Here is a 17,699-nt window from a genome sequence, read left to right on the forward strand (position 1 = left end):
ATGCCTAAAACCGTGTCTGGTCGGCCTCAGCCGTCGGCGTCGAGCGCCGCGGCGAGGAGGGCCGCGTTCCTGACGTTTGCCTTCCAGTAGGCGTCGAAGAAGTCGCCGACGAACGGGACGCTCCCGACCAGCGTGTCCAGCGCGACGTTGAAAAGCATCCGGACCAGCGTCCGCTTGCGGACGCCGAGCCGGGCGGCTTCGGCGACGATGTACAGCGAGCAGAGGCCGGCCAGGACGTCGCCGACAAACGGGACCAGGCCCAGCAGCGGGTCGAGACCGACGCGAAAGTCGGTCCCGGGGACGCGGACGCTCTCGTCGAGCAGGTGCGCGACCGTTCGGACGCGACCCAGCGCCGGCGGTTCCGTATCCATAGTTGACACACGAACGGGGGCCTAATGGTCGTGTCGCCGGTCTGTTCAACCCTCGAGAGCCCGCCAGTAGAGGCCGCGACCGAGCCAGCCGACGGCGAACGCGAGGCTTCCGATGACAAGCGCCTCGACTCCGAGAAACACCAGACCGTCGGGACTCAACAGGTCGGCGACCCGCTGGGGCAGGCGTCCGGTCGACTGGCTGAGGATGTAGTGGTCGGCGGCCCCGCCCAGAAGCGCGCCGTAGACGGACAGCCACGCGGGGACGAGACCGCCGCGGTCGAACCCGACCCAGGACGCGGCCGCTGTCCCGACCAGCGCCGCGTCAGCATGGAGGAAGACGACGCCACCGCTCGTGGCGAACAGCCCGAGCGCGTAGCCGGCGAACGTGATACCGAACAGCGCGACGAAGAGGACCAGACACCGGCGCGGCCAGGGGTCGGCCGCGAGCAGGGTCCTCGGGAGAGAGGGGACCATGGATGGTCGTTCAGACGCCAGCCCAATAGTTCCACACACGGTCGGTTGTGAGCCATCTCCAGGTTTCGACGGACGGGGCTCGGAATTACCGATAAACAGTTACAGCCGACCGTATCAGTCGTCGGCGCTGACCGCCCGGTCGTCGGCCTGGGCGTGCCAGAGGTCGGCGTAGTCGCCGTCGACGGCGAGCAGGTCGCTGTGGCTGCCGCGTTCGACGATCTCCCCGTCGTCCATCACGACGATGCGGTCCGCGTCCTGGATCGTCGAGAGGCGGTGGGCGATGACGAATGCGGTGCGGTCCGCGACCAGTTGCTCGATGCTCTCCTGGATGCGGTCTTCCGTCTCCGTGTCCACGTCGCTGGTCGCCTCGTCGAAGATGATGACCTCGGGGTCGTTCAACAGGGCGCGTGCGATGGCGACCCGCTGGCGCTGGCCGCCCGAGAGCTTGATACCGCGCTCGCCGATCTGCGTGTCGTACCCCTCCGGCAGGTCCCGGATGAACTCGTGGGCCTGGGCGGCCTCCGCCGCCTCGCGGACGCGGTCGCGGGCGGTCTCCCACCCAGCCTCTCGCGTCCCGTCGTCCGACTGTTCGGCGTCGAGCACCTCGCGGTCGCCGTAGGCGATGTTCTCGGCGACTGTCCCCGAGAACAGGTACGGCTGCTGTTCGACGATGGCGATTTCGCTCCTGAGACTCTGGAGGCCGTACTCGCGCACGTCGACCCCGTCGACCCGGACCGCGCCGGCGTCAACGTCGTGGAACCGCGGCACCAGTTTCAGCAGCGTCGACTTGCCGGCCCCGGTCGCCCCGGCCAGGCCGACGGTCGCGCCGTCTGGCACGTCCAGTGACACGTCGCGAACGACCGGCGGCTCGTCGCCGTAGCCGAAGGTCACGTCGTCGAACGCGACTGCGCCGTCGACACTTTCCGGTTCGTAGGGGTCCTCGGGGTCGGTGACTTCCGGTTCCTGGCCCAGCAGGCCGAACACGCGCTCGGCGCTGGATTTGGCGAGCTGGTACTTGTTGGCCGACTTGCCGACCCGGCGCATCGGGGAGTACAGCCGGCGGATGTAGAGGAAGAAGGCGGTAAACGCTCCCGCCGACAGCGCCGCTTCGCCCTGGGGATTGGTGATGAAGTCCATCCCGGCGACGTACAGAATCAGGACGAACACGATACCGGTCAGCAACCGCAGGCCGGCGAAGAAGGCCCGGCGGATGCGGAGCGCGGCGACCTTCTCGTCGTGGTACTCCTGGCTCTGTGCTGTCACCCGCTTGCGCTCGAAGTCGTAGCGGTCGAAGGCCTTGATGACCGGTGCGCCGCTGAGGTTGTTCTCCAGCCGGGTGTTGAGCCGCGACACCGTCTGGCGGATGGAGCGGTACCGCGGCTCGATCCACGTGAGGAAGAAGCCGCTGGCGACGCCGATGATCGGGACCGGCGCAAGCGCGATGAGCGCCAGTTTCGGCGAGTACGTATACAGGATGACGGCGATACCGCCGACGGTGGCCACCACCCGGATCATCTGGCGGAACTCCGTGTTGAGAAACGACTCCAGGCGGTTGATGTCGCTGTTGAGTATCGACATCATCCCGCCGGTCTGGTGGTTCGCAAAGAAGGACAGCGAGAGGTGCTGGAGGTGGTCGTAGGTGTCGTTCCGGAGGTCCCGCTGTATCTTCTGGGCGCTCGACTGCAGGAGATACCGCGAGGCGAACCGCGCCGCCGACCGGATGAGATAGGCGATGGCCGCGATGACGACGAGTCGCTGGAGGAAGGCGATACGGGCGGCCTCGCCGACGATTTCGCCGGGCGGCAGCAGGCCGGCATCGGTCAGCAGCCCCGGCTCGCCGCTGCTGAGGACGACCCTGTCGATGGCTGCGGCGACGATTATCGGCGGCACGAGGCGGGCGAACCGGGTACAGAACGCCGCCAGGATGCCGACGAGCAGCCGCAGCCAGTAGGGGGCGGCGTAACCGACGAGCTTGACCATCGGGTGGCCGTCGACGTTCTCGCGGACGCCCTCGAAGCCGCCCTGGTCGTCAGGCATAGACGGTAGTTGGCGCGGAAACTGATATATGCCGGGCTTCGGCCCCGGAACACTGTCGGTAACCCGTACAGGACGGGCGGAGACCGAGGCCCCCGTCAGACGTAGATACAGCCTTCACTTTCAGGACCGGCAGCGGACGGCCTGACACCGTCTGCGAGCCGCCCCGCCGAGACCACGGCGGCCAGCGAGTCGAGCGCGTCGTGGTTCCCGAGGTAGGTGTCGCGGTGCTCGCCGACCGTGACGCTACAGGCCTCCACCGCCGCGACGTTCGCCTCCCGGCGCTTTCGGGGGTCGTCGACGTTCTTGTACCCCTCGCGGTAACAGCCCAGCCACCCGAACGTCGCGGCGGGGTAGGCCTCCGCGACCAGCGTGTCGGCGTCCCAGCCCTGCATCGGGACGACGGCTGTCGTATCGACGTCTCGCAGCCGCCCGAGCACGTCCCGGACGCCGTAGAAGGTCATGCTGCGCGTCCGGTTCGTGTAGGGACACAGCGCGCCGCGGCGGAAGTCCGTCTCCCGACGCAGGTCCCGGTCTCCGGTCGCCATCTCTGCGGTGTGCCGGCAGACCTCGGAGAGCGACGCCGGGTCGGTCGGGCCGCTACCGCTCGCGAGCCAGTCGACGAAGCCGGCCCAGGTCCCGCCACACTGCGCGTCAAGCACCGTCTGGGGCAGGCTGAACGGGAAATCCAGGCCGACAGTGCCCACATCGTCGTCGGTGATGCGGTCGACGAGGCCGGCGTGGGCCGTCTCGCGGTCCCGGCCCCACTCCTCGGTCCCGCGGTAGCATCGCCGTACGTCCAGTCCCCCACCCGTCGGTATCGCCTCGGTGACCCAGAGCGCGTCGCCAGCGGTCGCCGCGCCGCTGAAATCCACCCCGAGGACGCGTTCACTCATACACCCGAGTACGGCGGTGACGGCATCAATGTTGGGACTGGTGGGAGCGAGGTGGTCCCGTCCCCGTCCGTAAGGGGTTTGTCCCCGACGGACCAACGGAATAGTATGCCAGCCACTATGGAAGTCGTCTGCACGGACGACAGCTGCGAACTCGATATGTTCGAGCTGCACTACACGTACGATATGCCGGATGATGTCGAACTCGCGGCGTTCTCCTGCCCGTACTGCGGCGGGACGGACTGCCTCGACGAAGTGGAACTATGATGCGGGATATCGGCTCCTCTATCAGCGACGCTATCTTCGAGAACATCGGCCGGGCCGCCGGTCGGGTCCAGGAGAACAAGCCGCTGCCCTCGGACCTGCTGGAGTCCGAAGACGCCTATCTCGTCGTCTTCGACGCGCCCGGCACGACGGCGTCGGACATCCAGGTCCGGTACGTCGAGGACCGCGTGGAGGTCCGCATCGACCGCTTCCGTGACTTCTACGAGGGCTTCGAGATGCGCTACCCCGGTCGCGGGCTCGCACTCGACGGGAGTGTCACTCTTCCGAGCGATGCCGCCGTCGACCCGGAGACGGCCCAGGCCACGCTCAAGAGCAACGGCACGCTGTACGTCCGCGTCCCGAAGGTCGAGGCGGACCACGACGAGGACGACGCGACGGACGTCGGGGTCGAAACCGACCACAGCGGGACGGACGCAGATGCGGACAGCGGCACGGCCGACGTCAAAGACGTGGCCGAAACGGCCGACGAGGGCGAAGACGATGACGTGGCCGAACCAGGCGACGAAGATGAAGACGCCTAAACGGCCCGTTTACAAATTCTGACAGCGTATTCACCCGTCCCAGTCGCGGGTCGGGTCGTCCAGCGCGGCGAACGTCTCGGAGCCGTCGAACCGCGTCGGGTCGACGCGGTCGGGGAGATGTTCTGAGAGCGGATTCTGGCGGTCGAGCACGGCCGCCGCGAGATAGTCGCCCATCGCTGGCGCGCGCATGAGCCCGTGGCCCTGCCAGCCGGTGGCCACCCAGAGCCCGTCGGCGACGTGCCCGGCCAGCGGCGCGCCGTCCGGCGTTGCGGTACACAGGCCGGCCCAGGCCCGGTCGGACGCTGGCGTGAGCGCCGTCGCCTGGCCGACGCGGTCGAGGCTCCGCGTGACGAACTCGGCGTCCGCCGCTGAGGTCCAGTCCGTCGGGTCGACCTCGTGTGCACCGTCGCCGACCAGCAGCGCGTCGCCTTTCGGCCGCCAGTAGAACTCCCGCGTCGCGTCGTAAAACGACGGCAGGGCGGCGTCGACCGGGTCGGTTACGAGTGCCTGTGCCCGGTAGGCTTTCAGCGCCAGCGAGACGCCGACATCTGCGACCAGGGGCTTCGTCTCCGGGCCCGCCGCGACGACTACCGCGTCGAACGTCCGCGTCTCCGCCGGCGTCTCGACGGTCGTCGGCGACGAGAGCGACACTGGGGTTCCCGTCTCGATGGTTGCGCCGTCCGCCCGGGCCTCCTCGGCGAGCGTCGCCACCACCGCGTCCGGGTCGAGCACGCCGGCGTCGCGGGCGAGACCGGCCGCCTCGATACCGCTGGTGTCCAGCGCGGGGTAGCGGTCGCCGAGTGCCACCGGCGTGAGCGCCTCGACTGCCACGCCGTTTCGCTGCATCCCCGCGATCTGCTCGCGGACAGCCGTGGCGTCGCTCCCGTCGCGGGCGACCCAGACGTATGGCTGTGGCTCGAACAGGTCCAGGTCGCGGTAGCGAGCGAGCGCGTCCGCAGCGACGGCGGCGTCCACGTCGTCGGCGAAGGCGTCGTAGCAGAGGCCGGCCGCGCGGCCGCTCGCACCGCTGCCGAGGGCGTCTCGTTCGAACACCGTCACCGACGCGTCGCGGCGGACCAGCGCCAGCGCGGTCGACAGGCCGACGGCCCCGCCGCCGACGACGGCGATATTCATTTACGAGAGGAAGGGGTCGAGTCCACGCGCCGGGTAGCCGACGACAGTGTCGACGCCGATGTCGTGGAGCCGCGCGGTTCGCTCGGCGACCGTCTCGACGGAGCCGACGAGCGCGTAGTCGCGGATGGCCTGTTCGAGGACGTCTCTGGCCCGGCCCGTGGCCCGGCTGTCCGTCGGCGCGCCCTCGGGCAGTGCGTTCCGGACCGGGCCCCGCCGGCCCGCGTAGTCGCCGACGGCATCGAGCATCGCGTCCTCGCTGTTGGAGAGTACGACCGGGGCGTAGACGGCAATCCCTCCCTCGAAGCCGGCCGTCCGGAGCGTCTGCACGTCGCGGGCCGTCGTCCGGGAGAGGAGTTCGTACTGCGTGCCGCCGACCGCCAGCGCGAGGCGCTCGATGCCCTCGGTGCCGACCCAGGGGTCGCTGTCATCGTCGACGGCCGCCTGCAACCGCGGTGCGATGGCCCGCGCGGTCTCCTCCTCGGAGAGATACGCGCTGTGGCCGGCGACCAGTACGCGCCCCGCACTCGCCGGTAGCGCGTCGACCCCGCTGTCGTCGCCCAGCGGGTCGAAGCCGTCCGCCCGGACCGGCGTGGTGACGCGTACGTCGGCGGTCGACACCAATTGTCCGATGGTCTCGGCGTCCGGGACGTGGGCCGCTCCCTCGTAATCGATTGCGAGCGTCTCCACGTCCAGATCCGTCGCCCGCGACACGTCCACTTCTGTCGGCTTGAGCGCCACCGCGTCGATGCCGGCATCCGCCAGTGTCACACCGGTAAGCGTGGTCATCCAGTACGCCAAAAACGCCACGGGGTCGCAAAATCCTGTCGCTCTCGGTCGCAGCCGGCTTACTCGACCTCGTCGCGGACGCTCGGCGGCAGGTCGTCGTCCGGCCCCATGTACCGGTCGGGCTCGGGCGGCATCCGCCAGTCGGTCGAGAGCTCGAGCAACTGGACGAGCATCCGCGCCGTCGCGCCCCAGACGGTGTAGCCGTCAGCGTAGAAGAAATGGAGCCGAATCTCGCCGTAGTGTGGGTGGTCGCGGTGCTCGGACTCGTAGTTGTCCAGGTCCGTCAGCTCCGACACCGGCAGGGTGACTATCTCCGCGACCTCCTCGTCCGAGGGCAGATAGTCCCGGTCCGGAATCCGCCCGACGAACGGGCGCACGGAGTAGTGCGTGATGGTTCTGATGTCGTCCAGCCGCCCGACGACGTTGACCGCCATCGGGTCGAGCCCGATCTCCTCGTTGGCCTCCCGGAGCGCCGTCTGCAACAGGTCATCGTCTTCGGGTTCGCGGCCGCCGCCGGGGAACGACATCTGTCCGGGGTGGTCCGACAGGTGGTCCGCGCGTTTCGTAAACAGTACCGCTTCGCCCTCGGGCCGCGTGACGACCGGGGCGATGACGGCCGCCTCCTGTGGCTCGTCGTCCACGACGACTGGCTCGTGGGCCGCTACCCGGTCAAACTGCATGGCCCATGGTAGGTGACGGGCCGTCTTAATTCGGGTGGCTCACTCCTGTGAAGTGTTCGATTTACTGACAGAGCGCCTGCCGTTCTTTTCTGGCTGTTCGGGACCGTATTCGTCCGATAGCAGACGTTCGAAGTCGCGTTTCTGGCCGGCCCCTACACGTCGTCGAGCCGGTCCCGGAGGCCGTCCATCTCCACGCTCTCCCAGGCTTCGATGTCGTAGCTCACGTCGAGCAGTGCCGCGACGCGGTCCTCGTCGTCGTTCTTGACGGCCATCACCGCGTCCTCTCGGAAGCGGGACTTGACGGCCTCTATTACGGCGTCGCGCGAGATGTCGCGGGCCGGTACGTCCATGATGTGCGGGAGGTCGGCCGCGCCGTCGGGCAGGGCCGGGAACGCGACCGGGCCCACTACCAGCAGCGTCTCGTCGGTGGCGGCGGCGTGGTCGTCGACGGCGACGAGATGGTACGAGTCGATCGCGTCGTCGATGGCCGCCGTGGTCGCGTCCGGGGCGGCGTCGACGCCCCGCTTGAACGCGAGTTCGCCACAGGCGTCGGCGAGTTCCGCCCTGGTGAGCGAGCCGAAGAGGTCGACGACGCCGGCCAGCTCGTCCGGTGGCAGGTCCATACAGGTGACGCGGTGCCGAGCGGCTTCAGCCTTTAGGCTCGGGCTGCGCTCGGCAGCCGGCCGTCGAGGTGCAGCGAGACCATCGCAACGAGGACGAGGAGCAACGCGATGCCCATGCCGCGAAGCAGCGTCGGAAACGTGACGCCGGCGTCCAGCAGGCTCCCGACGAGCGCGCTTCCGGGGGCCTGCATCACCATCATTCCCGCGCCGTAGGTGGCGTAGGCGCTCGCGCGGTGGCGGTCCGGGAGCGAGCCGAGCAGGTACGCGTCCACCGCCGGGAAGATGCTGTGGATGATGTAGCCGACGACGACGCTGAACGCCGCTAGCGACCAGAACCCGGTCAGCGACGGCAACACCAGCACGCAGCCGGTAAAAGCCGCCAGAATCGCCAGGAGGTACGGAATCGACGGGAGCCGGTCCGCCAGGTGACCACTGACGTAGAAGGCCGGCACGCCCGCGCCGAACGCGAGCAACAGCAGCGTCCGGCCCGACCCCGCGGACAGGCCGACGCTCGTAGCGTAGGTGACATAGAAGTTGAACAGCCCGTTCCAGACCAGTCCCGCGACGCCGATGGTGGCGACGCTGGTGACGATGATGTGCCACTGGGCGCGCGCCGCACCGAGCAGGTCGCTGTCTTCGCTCCCGGCGTCGGGCAGGGAAGAGCGGCTCGCGACGACGGTGAACGCGAGGGTCACCAGTCCCGCGGCGACCGCTATCCCCTGGAGGGCGGTCCGCCACGTTCCGACGATGAGCACGAACGATATCAGCGCCGGCGCGCCGACAGCGGCGAGCTGGGCGGCGACGCCGTGTTGCCCGAGCGCGCGGCCGGGCCGGCCCGGATACAGCTCGCTGACCAGCGTGTTCGCCGCGGTCAGGTAGACGCCGCTTGCAAGCCCCATGGCGAACGCGCCGACGAGCAACAGCGTCGGGTCGAACGCGAGGGCGGTGAACGTCGTTCCAACGGTCAACACGACGCCGGAGCCGAAGATGACTTTGGCCCTCGATACCCGGGTCAGCAGGACGCCGGTGGGCAGCCGTGGGAGTGCGCTCCCGGCCCAGACCATCGTCGCGAGCAGCCCGAGCGTCGCGTCGGACGCCCCCGTCGTCGCCCGGATCGGTTCGATGAGGGGTGCAAAGACGACTCTGGCGAGGTTGATGCAGAACACCATCCCCAGCAGCGATCCGAAGACGCGGCGGCGGGACACGACCGGCGATAGGTCGGAGAACCTGAACAACGTTCCGGAACGCCGCCACGGGGTTTTTACACGCGGGTAGCACACTGGCAGGTATGGACTCAGTGAGGAAGGCCCTCCGGGCCGGCGACGTCGAGAAGGACAACTACGGACGGCTCTCCTGTACCAGCTGCGACGAGCCGCTCTCGACGGACAACGACCCGGACGAAGTCGGAAAGGTCCGCGTCTGCCCGGAGTGTGGCAACGAGTGGAAGGAGCTCGGCTAGCTACTCGAAGACGGCGTCGAACGCGTCCGCGCCGAGCGGCTCGTACCGACCCGCATCGACGTTCTCGCGAGCGTGCTCGACCGAGCCCGTACCGACCAGCGAACAGGTCACGCCCGGCGCGCTGCGTGCGAAGTTGATGGCGCGCTGCGCGCTCGTCTCGCCCGAGAGCTTCGCCGCTACGTCGTCGGGCAGTTCGGCGGCCAGCTTCCCCTGCATTAACGAGGCGCTGGTGAACACGTCCAGCCCGGCCTCGTGAGCGAACCACAGCGCCGACTGTGGTCCCTCCGCGCCGTCGTGGGATCTGACCGTGAACGCGTCGGCCATCGCGACGTTGAACGGCAGTTGAATCGCGCGGAGGTGCGTCGCCGCGTTACCGACCGTCTCGGCCGCGGCGCGTGCGCGCTCGACGACCGCTGGGAGCGAGAGGTAGCTGTCGTGGTCGGCGGCCACGCGGAACGCCTCCCACGTCGCGACACCGTAGTGGTTGATGTCGCCGGCCGCCGCTCGTTCCTCTAGCCGCTCGAAGGTCGCCTCCAGCTGGTCGTACACCGCCTCACGGGCCTTGGATTTCAGTTGGGTCTCCGGATTGTGGACGTAGTAGAGGTCGACGGTGTCCAGTCCGAGGTTCGTGAGCGAACGGTCGAGCTGGTCGTCGATGTAGTCGGGCGCGATGCAGTGCTGGCCGGCAACGAGGTCCTCGCGGTCGACGATGCCGGTGTCGAGGTACTCCGACCGGACGAACGCGCCGGGGTCCGCCGGTCGCTCCCCGTCGAACGGGACGAAGCCGCCCTTCGTCGCAACGGCGATTGCCTCGCGGTCAACGTCGGCCTCCGCGACGGCGTCCCCGACGACGCGCTCGGAGCGCTGGTGGCGGTAGTTTATCGCCGTGTCGACGAGGTTGACGCCGGATTCGAGCGCCGTGACGATGGCGTCGTGGTAGCTCGCGTCCCGCTGGTCGGTCGGGTCGCCGAGGTACGTGCCGATGCCGATACTGGAGACGACGCCGTCGCCGAACCGCCGGTAGAACGTCCGCGCGAACTCGTCGTGGTCGTCCCGGTACGCCCAGGTCGCCTCCCGTGTGGCCATACCGACCGTAGGTCGGGCAGTGACAAAAGGACAGAGATTCACTGCGGTCGGCGACCGTTACAGTTCGCCGCTCATGGCGTCGAACACCCGCTCGCGGAAGTCTTCCCGGGAGACGCCGTCGCTGGGGCCGAGGCCGGCCATGTGCTCGATCGGGACCTTACCGCCGCCCATCCGGGCGTGGCCGCCGCCCTCCGCCATCGGGATATCGTCGACGACGGCCTCTATCGCCCGGCCGATGTGGACGCGGTCGTCCCGCGAGCGCCCGGCGATTCGAATTGTCCCATCCTTCTCGCCGATGACGACGACCGCCGAGACGCCTTCCAGCGTCTCCAGTTCGTCCGCGGCCTGTGGAATCGCGTCCGTGTTCGACACCTCGCCCACGTCGCTGAACGCGTAGGGCGCTCGCACCTCCCGGCTCCCGATGGCCCGGGATTTCACGTCGAGCACTTCGGCGTCGACCTGGGGGTTCGCGACGCGGTTGAGCAGGTCGCTATCCATCCCCTCGTAGAGAAACGCGGCGGCCGCGAAGTCCTCGGACTGACAGCCGTTGGTCAGCGACCGGGTGTCCGACTGGATACCGTACATCAGTCCCGTCGCGAGCGCACATGGGATACTTTCTGCCGGTGTCGCGTCGATATCGATACTCCCGGCCCCCTGCGTGTCGCTGAACTCGAACTCTAGCTGATTGAAATAGCTCGCGAAGATGGTCGCACAGGCCCCGTAGTCGGACCGTACGTCGGTGAACTCCGCGCCGGTGCCGTCGCCGGGGTGGTGATCGATGACGGCGACCGGCTCGATCTCCCCGGCACCGGGGAAGCCGCGTGCCGTGTTGTGGTCGACGAGGACGATTGCGTCCGTGTCGATGTCCTCGACGGTCTCGATGTGGTCGAAATCCAGGTCCAGAACAGTCTGGAAGGCCCGGTTCTCCGGGCGGCGTATCTCTCCGGAGTACAGCAGCGATGCTGCGGTGTCGGTGCCAGCGACGAGTTGGTTGACAGCCAGGGCAGAGGCCATCGCGTCCGGGTCCGGGTTCGGGTGCATCAACACCCCGATCCGGTCGTAGTCTGTCAGCACCTTACGCAGCCGATCACCGGGCGTCCGACTGAGATACCGACGCAGCCAGACACCGCCACCGAGGAGGGCGAGAAGCACCACAACGACACCAGCGACCAGCAGGGGGTTCTCGCTTCCGTACGCCGCGGCGGCGTCGACCTGCAGCCCGCCAGCGGCAACGCGTGTCATACCACGCTGTTCACCAGCCTGTGAATAATAAAGTTCGCCTCGATATCGTCAATTTTGCCGGTAGTTTCGGACGGCGTTGCGGTACCCTTCCCGGAACGTCGGGTACTCGAACTCATAGCCCAGTTCCCGGAGGCGGTCGTTCGAGCATCGCTTGCTCGTCTGGATGCGGCGCTTCGCCGTCTCCGAGAGGCTGTCGTCGGCGAGCCGTTCCTCGGTCGTCTGTTTCGGCGGGAACGGGACGTCGCACTGTTCGGCCAGCCAGTCGGCGAACGCCCACTTCTCGACGGGTTCGTCGTCGACGACCAGCACGACGTCCTCGCGGTGGTTCTCCGTCAGCAGGTGGCACACGGCGCCGGCCGCATCGGCTCGGTGGACCATGTTCAGGTAGCCGGCGGTCACCGGCCCCTCCAGATACCGCTCCAGCCGGTAGCGGTCCGGGCCATACAGGCCGGCAAAGCGCGCGACCGAGCCGTGCCCACCGTGCTCTCCCGGGCGCTCGCGGGCGACCCGCTCTGCTTCGGCCAGCACCTCGGTCTTTTCCGTCTGTGGGTCCAGCGGCGTCTCCTCGTCGACCCACGCGCCGTCGTGGTCGCCGTACACGCCGGTGCTTGAGGTGTACACCAGCCGCTCGGGTGGGTCGGCCCGCGACCAGAAGTGGTCGATAGCCGTCCGGAGTCCCTCGACGTACACCTCGCGGGCGGCCTCGGCCCCTCTCCCGCCGGAGCTTGCGGCGAAGACGAGCCAGTCGGCGTCCGGGACCGCCGACAGCGACTCCGGGTCGGTCACGTCGGCGCGGACCGCCTCGAACCCGGCGTCCTCGATAGCCGCGATACCGTCGTCGGACCGGCGGACGCCCACGACCTCGTGGTCGTCCCGCATCTGCCGTCCGAGTTCGAGGCCGACGTACCCACAGCCGAGGATTACGACGCGCTCCGTCACTGCGTTGCCCCCTCGATGTAGCTGTGCAGGAGCGCGTACTCGGAGAGTGTCACCGGGTAGCGCCCCTCGATTTTCTGCTGTATCTCCTTTGGCTCCAGTTCGTCGTCGATGCCGGAGGCCAGCGATTCGACGTCCATCACGGCCGTCGTCATCCCCATCAGGAGGATGTCCTGGGCCTCGGCCTGCAACGCGTCGGCGTCCGGACGGTTCGGCCCGGTCGCAAGAACCGAGACCGCCTCCTCGAGCGTCCGGTCGGCGATATCGCCGTCGGCGAACGCCGCCACAGTCGCCCGGTCAAGACCGGTCTCGGCGGCGACCTCCTCGACGCCGACCGTCTGGACTGTCTCGGCCAGGACGGTGCCGTAGGCCGCAAGTAACTCTTCGGGTAACTGCTCGCCCGCGTCCGGAAACTCGCCTCGAAGCATGGTCGTCGGTACGGTCCCGGGGTATTTTACTTCGGGTATGCGGTCCGAGTTCAGGTGCCGGCGTCCGGCCACCCGCTCGATTCCTCCACGGCCGTTCCGTCCTTGTCGCCGACCCCGCGTGGCTTGGGCGGCACCACGACGACGATGCCCGTCTCCGCCCTGAACGAGACGCGGTCAGCGGTACCCAGTCGCTCGGGCACGCCGTCGTCGTCCACGTCGAGCGTGACGTTGTGTCCGTCACGAGCGTAGGTGGTTCGCGCGCCGGGGTCGCTCGGCGGGCCGTGGCTCGCGGAGACGCCGAACCTGGCGTACTCACCTTCGACAGTGACCCACCAGACGTTTGCCGTCGCGTACCAGGGGGTAACCGGCGGTGCCAGCGGCAGTCCCGCCGGCAGTTTGTCCGTCCCGAGTCGGTTCGTCGCGACCTGCTGGGCCGTCCGTTCGCCGGCGTTCGCCAGGGCGTTGCTCAGTTCGGCTTTCGCAACGGACCGCACCGCGGCGGCCGTCTCGCTCGTCGAGTCGCGTGTCGGCCTGGTCGCCGGTGTGTCGACCGCGAGCAGCGCCAGGCGGAGCCGGTCCCGTTCGACCCGCGTGAGGTTCAACCGGTCTCCGGCGATTCGAGCGACCCGACTGTGTGCGGAGCCGTTCGTCAGCGCCAGCGCCCGAGACTCGGGGGTCTCCCACGCAGCCTTCGCCGCGGACACGATGGCGCTGCTCTCTTCAGCGTCCGCGGTTGCCTGCCGGTGGACTGCCTGCCGGAGTTCGGCCGTGAACGCCTCGTTTGCTTCCCTGACTTCCCGCTGGAGAGCGTCACGTTCCGTGGCGAGCGTGGCGTTCGACTCGCCTTCGAGGGTCTCGTTCGCGGCCGCGAGCGTGTTCGCCGCCGTCGCGAGGCGTACCCTGTCGGCCGATTCGAACGCACCGCCGGCAACGGCGTCGGCGGCGTTCCCGTACGGGACCGTGAACACGTTCACGTTGCGAGCGACCAGCGGGTGCTCGCGTCCGTCGAGGGCCCGATACCGGCTCCCGTCTAGTTCGGCCAGCGTCAGATACGGGGTCCGGGTATCTACCCGCGTTCTGACGGGGCCGGCCGGACCGACCGGCACCGGGCGGGACCGCGGGGCGCGCGTCTCTCGGGCGGTCAGCCCACGCCTGAGGTCCCGTAGCGACCCTTCTGTGCGCTCTCTTAGCTGCGCGTCGACCCGCTCTCGGGTGTCGTTCCGCGCCGTCGACTGCCTGCGTAGCTCCCCCGACACCTCGTTCAGATAGGCCAGCCGGGCCGCGACGCGCGCCTTCTGGGCCGCGCTGTTGTAGGTGTCCGGCACGTCCGCGAGGCGGGGACGACGCCGTGTGAGTCGCTTCCCGAGTTCGGCCGGCGGGTTCGTCTCGAAAGTACCGACGCGGCCCCGCTCGACGGTGACGGTCGTGTTGCGGACCGACGCCCGGAGGTCCATCAGGTCCCGGTACACCCAGCCGTGCAATCCGGGTGGGCGGTCGGCCGTCACTGTCGTTTCTGTCCGATGCAGGCTGTCGTCGACCACTCGCTCCGCGACGCGGTCACGACCACCGGCGTCGCCGACGAGCCGGACCGTCGCTGCCGGCCCCACGTCGGCGAGATTCGACCCGTTGAGCGGACTCGCGCCGGCGTCGTGTGCGGTCCGTATGGTCCGGTTCGGTGCGGGGGAGCGCCCGTGGTGGCGGCCGACGACGGCGACGGCCACGCGATAGCGTGCAGTGCTCGACGCGGTGGTGCGTCGTCGGTCCGTACCGTTCCGCCAGACGGCGGTCCGCGTGTACCGGCGCTCGACGGTCCGGCCGAACGTCTCGAGCGCGTGCCAGCCGTCCGGCGCTGTGACGCCACTACTGGCGTTTCCGACCGCCTCCGTGGACGTGGTCGTCCGGTCGGTGACCAGCGTCCAATCTGCACCCGGCGACGACGGCTTTCCCGGCGGCCCGCCGTCCACGCGGTGCTCGTCGATTTCCAGCGCTACCTCGACGGTGTACGCGTCTCTCAGGGTCTCGTTGAGTGTCGATGGCTCAGTGACGGTCCGGAACGCGGTGTCAGCCGTCTCGTTGACGCCGACGGTCATCGAGTCCGCCGGACCCGGACCGGCCGTGGATTTCGGACGCGGCGGCGTCTCACTGACCGGTCTGTACTCGGCCCGGTCCAGTACCGCGCTTGAGTAAGCTGTCCCCCGGCTACCACGAATCAGGTCCTCGATACCCGTCATCGCTGTCGCCTCGGTCAGGGCGCGGCGACCGGCAGGGTCGCTCCGCCCGAAGGTCGACCGCTGGACGCCGAGCAGCGCGCCGTTCGTCGCCAGCGAGACGTGCCGGTTCGCGACGACGTTCTCGATGCCCGCGCCACCGTACTGTGCATACCCTCTCGCCCACGCCATCGGGTACAGCCGGGCCGTCATCCGCTGGCTCAACCCCGACCTGTGCAGGCCGTTGTTCAGCCGCGTCTGATAGGTCGACACCTGGTCGTGGAGCATGAGCGCCTGTGTCGGGACGACGACCGTCGGCGAGATCCGGCGCGTCGAGACGACCGTCCCGTGCCGCCGAACTGTGAGCACGACGTCCTCGACCGTCGCGCGCATCGCGGTCTCGTTCGGCCCGGCACGTGCTATCGAGACGCGGTGTTTCGCCGCCCGGAGATCGCTCGCGTTCGTGACCGCCGGCAGCCTCGCGCTCACAGTCACGTCACCGCTCCGGGCCGAGACCACCGACAGCCGGTCCGCGACTCGGAGGTAGGCGCGGACTCTGAGCGAGTCACGGAACGCCGTCGAGTCGTTAAGTACCCGGCTAGTCGGCGTGTTAGCGGGTGTGACGACCGGGTTCGCCGCCGCCTGCCGACCGGCCGTCGCAACCCCGTCCCGCACGGCGACCTGTGTCTCCGCCGTCGCCCGATTCAGCGCCCGTTCGACGCTCGTCGCGCTCGGGGCCGGTTCGCTAACGAACGTCGGGGCCAGCGTGAGACTGCTCACCAGCAGAAGGACGCCCAGCAGTGCAAAGGGAACCCGGCCGCGGGTGTCGTCTCTCACGGCGACCACGTCCTGACGGTCACGCGAACACGGCTGGTCCGGACGGCTCTGGCAGCGTCCGCTGGCGAGTCGTACCGCGACCGCATGTCGGTCCGAAGCCTGGCCGCGAGCGCCGCGGTCAGGTCGCGGTCCATCTCGGTCGTCGATTGTCGCTCAACGGCGACAGCGGTCCCCGTCAGGTCGGCCATGCGCTCGTACCGTGCCGCCATCAACCCGTCCGACGGGTAATCGCCCCGGAGGGCATACCGGGACTGGGCCGGCGGGAACAGCCCGTCGACGACGCTTTGGGCCACGACCGTCGCCACGCCGTCGTAGCCGCTCGTCCTCGCCGCTTCCCGGGCCGGTTCCGAGACGTTCTCCATCCCGCTCGGGACCGTCACCGTCGCAGCCCGAACGTCCACGGTCTCGGGCGGCCGGTCACCGACGCGGCACTCGCTGGTGACCGGTGCACCGGGATACGGCGACCAGGTGACGCGGACGGCCGTTCTGTGTCCCCGACTGTGGAGTCTCTCTCGCGTTATCACACCGACTCTCGACTCGAAGTTCGTGCCGGCCCTCGACAGCCGCTCGCCGTCGACGGTGATGCCGCTCATCGCCGCCTCACCGAGCAGTTCCGCGACGGTCCCGTGACTCGTTCGCCGTCGCCGCGTGGCGTGGTCGGGCGGCTTGGGGCGCTCGGGCGGGACGACCAGCTCGTACTCGACGCTCGCGGTGCTCGTCGCCAGCGTCGACGCCTGCGCCGCCGCAGGGTTCGTGGTCGCCGCCGGCTTCTCGACGCCGACGCCACCCGCGATGGCTCCCGCGGCCGCGCCAACGAGCAGGAGAAACACCGTCACGTCAGCGACGGCGCTCACCGCTCGGGTCATCGCCACACCCGTACGGTGAGCGTTCCGCGTCGGACTGCCCCCGGACCGACTCGCACGCTCACCGTTCTTCTCTCGGTGTCGACTCCACCGGGTGGTCCTCGGCCGGCAGTCCACCGTTCACCGGTCGTTGCTGCGATGGTCAGGTTCCCGTGGTAGTCTGCGGGAACTACCTGCAGCGCTGCGTCGAGCCGCTCGGGCTGAACGATGCCTGCTGTCGAGAGCCGCCGTTCGACTGCGTCGGTGGTCGGCGTGGCGATGTTACGGTCGTCGTCAAGCGCCCCGAACGCATCGTCCAGCACGCCGGCGTACAGTGCCAGGCCGAGCCCGACGGCGGCGACGGCGACGAGCGCGGCGAGGGGCTCGGTTGTTCCCCTATCCGACGATGGTGACATCGGTCCCTCCCCAGGCGACGTGCCTGGCCGTCAGTCGTTCGGGGGCCGGTCGCCACGCCGTATCCGTGTGCCGCGCCCTCCGGACGTCACGGCGGAACGCCTCTGACGACCCGTACACTGTTTGCGGACGCGCTCCGGACAGCACTGCCCGGAGCCGCTCGGTCCGCGCGGGAACAACCGTTCGAACCAACCGCGCGGTGGCTGTTCCGCCCTCGTTGCGAAGGCGGAGTTCGCGGCCGTCGAGCGACCACTCGTCGGCGACGAGTCGCCGGTGTACAACGGACCCGGGCGGGCTGGTGGTTACCTCGTCGATGGTCGCCGCTGTCTCCGTGGCGGCTGGCGGTGCGGTCGTCGGCAGGCCGACGACGACCCCCAGGACGGCCACGCTCACCGTCCCCAGACCGACCCAGAGGTACAGCGTGTCGACGTGCGTCTCGAACATGGA

The 17,699-nt window shown here is 69.0% G+C and carries 20 protein-coding genes; 3 read left to right on the forward strand and 17 right to left on the reverse strand.

Going from position 1 to position 17,699, the window contains the following annotated elements; genetic code table 11:
* Nucleotides 1–26: 26 nt before the first annotated feature.
* The 4 genes from KZ498_RS15080 to KZ498_RS15095 form a co-directional block, all read right to left on the reverse strand.
* Nucleotides 27–371: a DUF4112 domain-containing protein gene (locus KZ498_RS15080; RefSeq protein WP_312619858.1), complete on the reverse strand. Its 345-nt coding sequence runs from the start codon at nt 369–371 to the stop codon at nt 27–29.
* A 45-nt stretch (nt 372–416) separates the two neighbouring features.
* Nucleotides 417–845: a hypothetical protein gene (locus tag KZ498_RS15085; protein ID WP_312619860.1), complete on the reverse strand. Its 429-nt coding sequence runs from the start codon at nt 843–845 to the stop codon at nt 417–419.
* Nucleotides 846–959: 114 nt separating this feature from the next.
* Nucleotides 960–2,882, reverse strand: coding sequence for an ABC transporter ATP-binding protein (locus tag KZ498_RS15090; protein WP_312619861.1), 1,923 nt, complete (start codon nt 2,880–2,882; stop codon nt 960–962).
* 95 nt (nt 2,883–2,977) lie between these two features.
* Nucleotides 2,978–3,775, reverse strand: coding sequence for a DUF429 domain-containing protein (locus tag KZ498_RS15095; RefSeq protein WP_312619862.1), 798 nt, complete (start codon nt 3,773–3,775; stop codon nt 2,978–2,980).
* A gap of 105 nt (nt 3,776–3,880) precedes the next feature.
* Between KZ498_RS15095 and KZ498_RS15100 the strand changes: the two genes are divergently transcribed.
* Together KZ498_RS15100 and KZ498_RS15105 are read left to right on the forward strand one after the other, a co-directional pair.
* Nucleotides 3,881–4,039: a hypothetical protein gene (locus KZ498_RS15100; RefSeq protein WP_312619864.1), complete on the forward strand. Its 159-nt coding sequence runs from the start codon at nt 3,881–3,883 to the stop codon at nt 4,037–4,039.
* A complete protein-coding gene (locus KZ498_RS15105; RefSeq protein WP_312619865.1) occupies nt 4,036–4,578 on the forward strand; it encodes an Hsp20/alpha crystallin family protein in 543 nt (180 codons plus the stop codon). Before KZ498_RS15100 ends, KZ498_RS15105 begins: the two co-directional genes overlap by 4 nt.
* Before the next feature lie 30 nt (nt 4,579–4,608).
* On the opposite strand, the gene KZ498_RS15110 is transcribed toward KZ498_RS15105, so the two are convergent.
* From KZ498_RS15110 to KZ498_RS15130, 5 genes are all read right to left on the reverse strand, one after another.
* Complete coding sequence (locus KZ498_RS15110) at nt 4,609–5,712, reverse strand: FAD-dependent oxidoreductase (RefSeq protein WP_312619866.1); 1,104 nt, start codon at nt 5,710–5,712, stop codon at nt 4,609–4,611.
* Entirely contained in the window at nt 5,713–6,498 is a 786-nt protein-coding gene (locus KZ498_RS15115; RefSeq protein ID WP_312619867.1) for a luciferase, read from the reverse strand.
* Nucleotides 6,499–6,557: 59 nt separating this feature from the next.
* On the reverse strand, nt 6,558–7,178 hold the full coding sequence (locus KZ498_RS15120; RefSeq protein ID WP_312619868.1) for a CoA pyrophosphatase: 621 nt from the start codon (nt 7,176–7,178) through the stop codon (nt 6,558–6,560).
* A gap of 152 nt (nt 7,179–7,330) precedes the next feature.
* Nucleotides 7,331–7,801, reverse strand: coding sequence for a hypothetical protein (locus KZ498_RS15125; RefSeq protein ID WP_312619870.1), 471 nt, complete (start codon nt 7,799–7,801; stop codon nt 7,331–7,333).
* Nucleotides 7,802–7,833: 32 nt separating this feature from the next.
* A complete protein-coding gene (locus KZ498_RS15130) occupies nt 7,834–8,970 on the reverse strand; it encodes an MFS transporter (protein ID WP_312620154.1) in 1,137 nt (378 codons plus the stop codon).
* Nucleotides 8,971–9,089: 119 nt separating this feature from the next.
* On the opposite strand from KZ498_RS15130, the gene KZ498_RS15135 reads away from it, so the two are divergent.
* A complete protein-coding gene (locus tag KZ498_RS15135; protein ID WP_312619872.1) occupies nt 9,090–9,260 on the forward strand; it encodes an HVO_0758 family zinc finger protein in 171 nt (56 codons plus the stop codon).
* Here the strand turns inward: KZ498_RS15135 and KZ498_RS15140 are convergent, their stop codons facing one another.
* Genes KZ498_RS15140 through KZ498_RS15175 form a run of 8 tightly spaced genes read right to left on the reverse strand, consistent with a single transcriptional unit; the run spans nt 9,261 to nt 17,696 of the window.
* Nucleotides 9,261–10,346 (reverse strand): aldo/keto reductase, encoded by a 1,086-nt coding sequence (locus tag KZ498_RS15140; protein ID WP_312619873.1) that lies wholly within the window; start codon nt 10,344–10,346, stop codon nt 9,261–9,263.
* A gap of 57 nt (nt 10,347–10,403) precedes the next feature.
* Nucleotides 10,404–11,588, reverse strand: coding sequence for a DHHA1 domain-containing protein (locus tag KZ498_RS15145; RefSeq protein WP_312619874.1), 1,185 nt, complete (start codon nt 11,586–11,588; stop codon nt 10,404–10,406).
* A gap of 48 nt (nt 11,589–11,636) precedes the next feature.
* Nucleotides 11,637–12,527 (reverse strand): SDR family oxidoreductase, encoded by an 891-nt coding sequence (locus KZ498_RS15150; RefSeq protein WP_312619875.1) that lies wholly within the window; start codon nt 12,525–12,527, stop codon nt 11,637–11,639.
* Nucleotides 12,524–12,952 (reverse strand): DUF5791 family protein, encoded by a 429-nt coding sequence (locus KZ498_RS15155; protein ID WP_312619876.1) that lies wholly within the window; start codon nt 12,950–12,952, stop codon nt 12,524–12,526. The genes KZ498_RS15150 and KZ498_RS15155 overlap by 4 nt, the downstream gene beginning before the upstream one ends.
* 50 nt (nt 12,953–13,002) lie before the next feature.
* The gene (locus KZ498_RS15160; protein WP_312619877.1) at nt 13,003–16,005 is read right to left on the reverse strand and encodes a hypothetical protein; all 3,003 of its coding nucleotides are present in this window, start codon (nt 16,003–16,005) and stop codon (nt 13,003–13,005) included.
* Nucleotides 15,993–16,862, reverse strand: a complete 870-nt coding sequence (locus tag KZ498_RS15165; RefSeq protein WP_312619878.1) for a hypothetical protein — start codon at nt 16,860–16,862, stop codon at nt 15,993–15,995. Before KZ498_RS15165 ends, KZ498_RS15160 begins: the two co-directional genes overlap by 13 nt.
* On the reverse strand, nt 16,859–17,254 hold the full coding sequence (locus KZ498_RS15170; protein WP_312619879.1) for a hypothetical protein: 396 nt from the start codon (nt 17,252–17,254) through the stop codon (nt 16,859–16,861). The genes KZ498_RS15165 and KZ498_RS15170 overlap by 4 nt, the downstream gene beginning before the upstream one ends.
* Entirely contained in the window at nt 17,235–17,696 is a 462-nt protein-coding gene (locus KZ498_RS15175; RefSeq protein ID WP_312619880.1) for a hypothetical protein, read from the reverse strand. The genes KZ498_RS15170 and KZ498_RS15175 overlap by 20 nt, the downstream gene beginning before the upstream one ends.
* Nucleotides 17,697–17,699: the final 3 nt, after the last annotated feature.

Source organism: Haloarcula sp. 1CSR25-25 (genome assembly GCF_032027985.1).
GTDB lineage: Archaea > Halobacteriota > Halobacteria > Halobacteriales > Haloarculaceae > Haloarcula.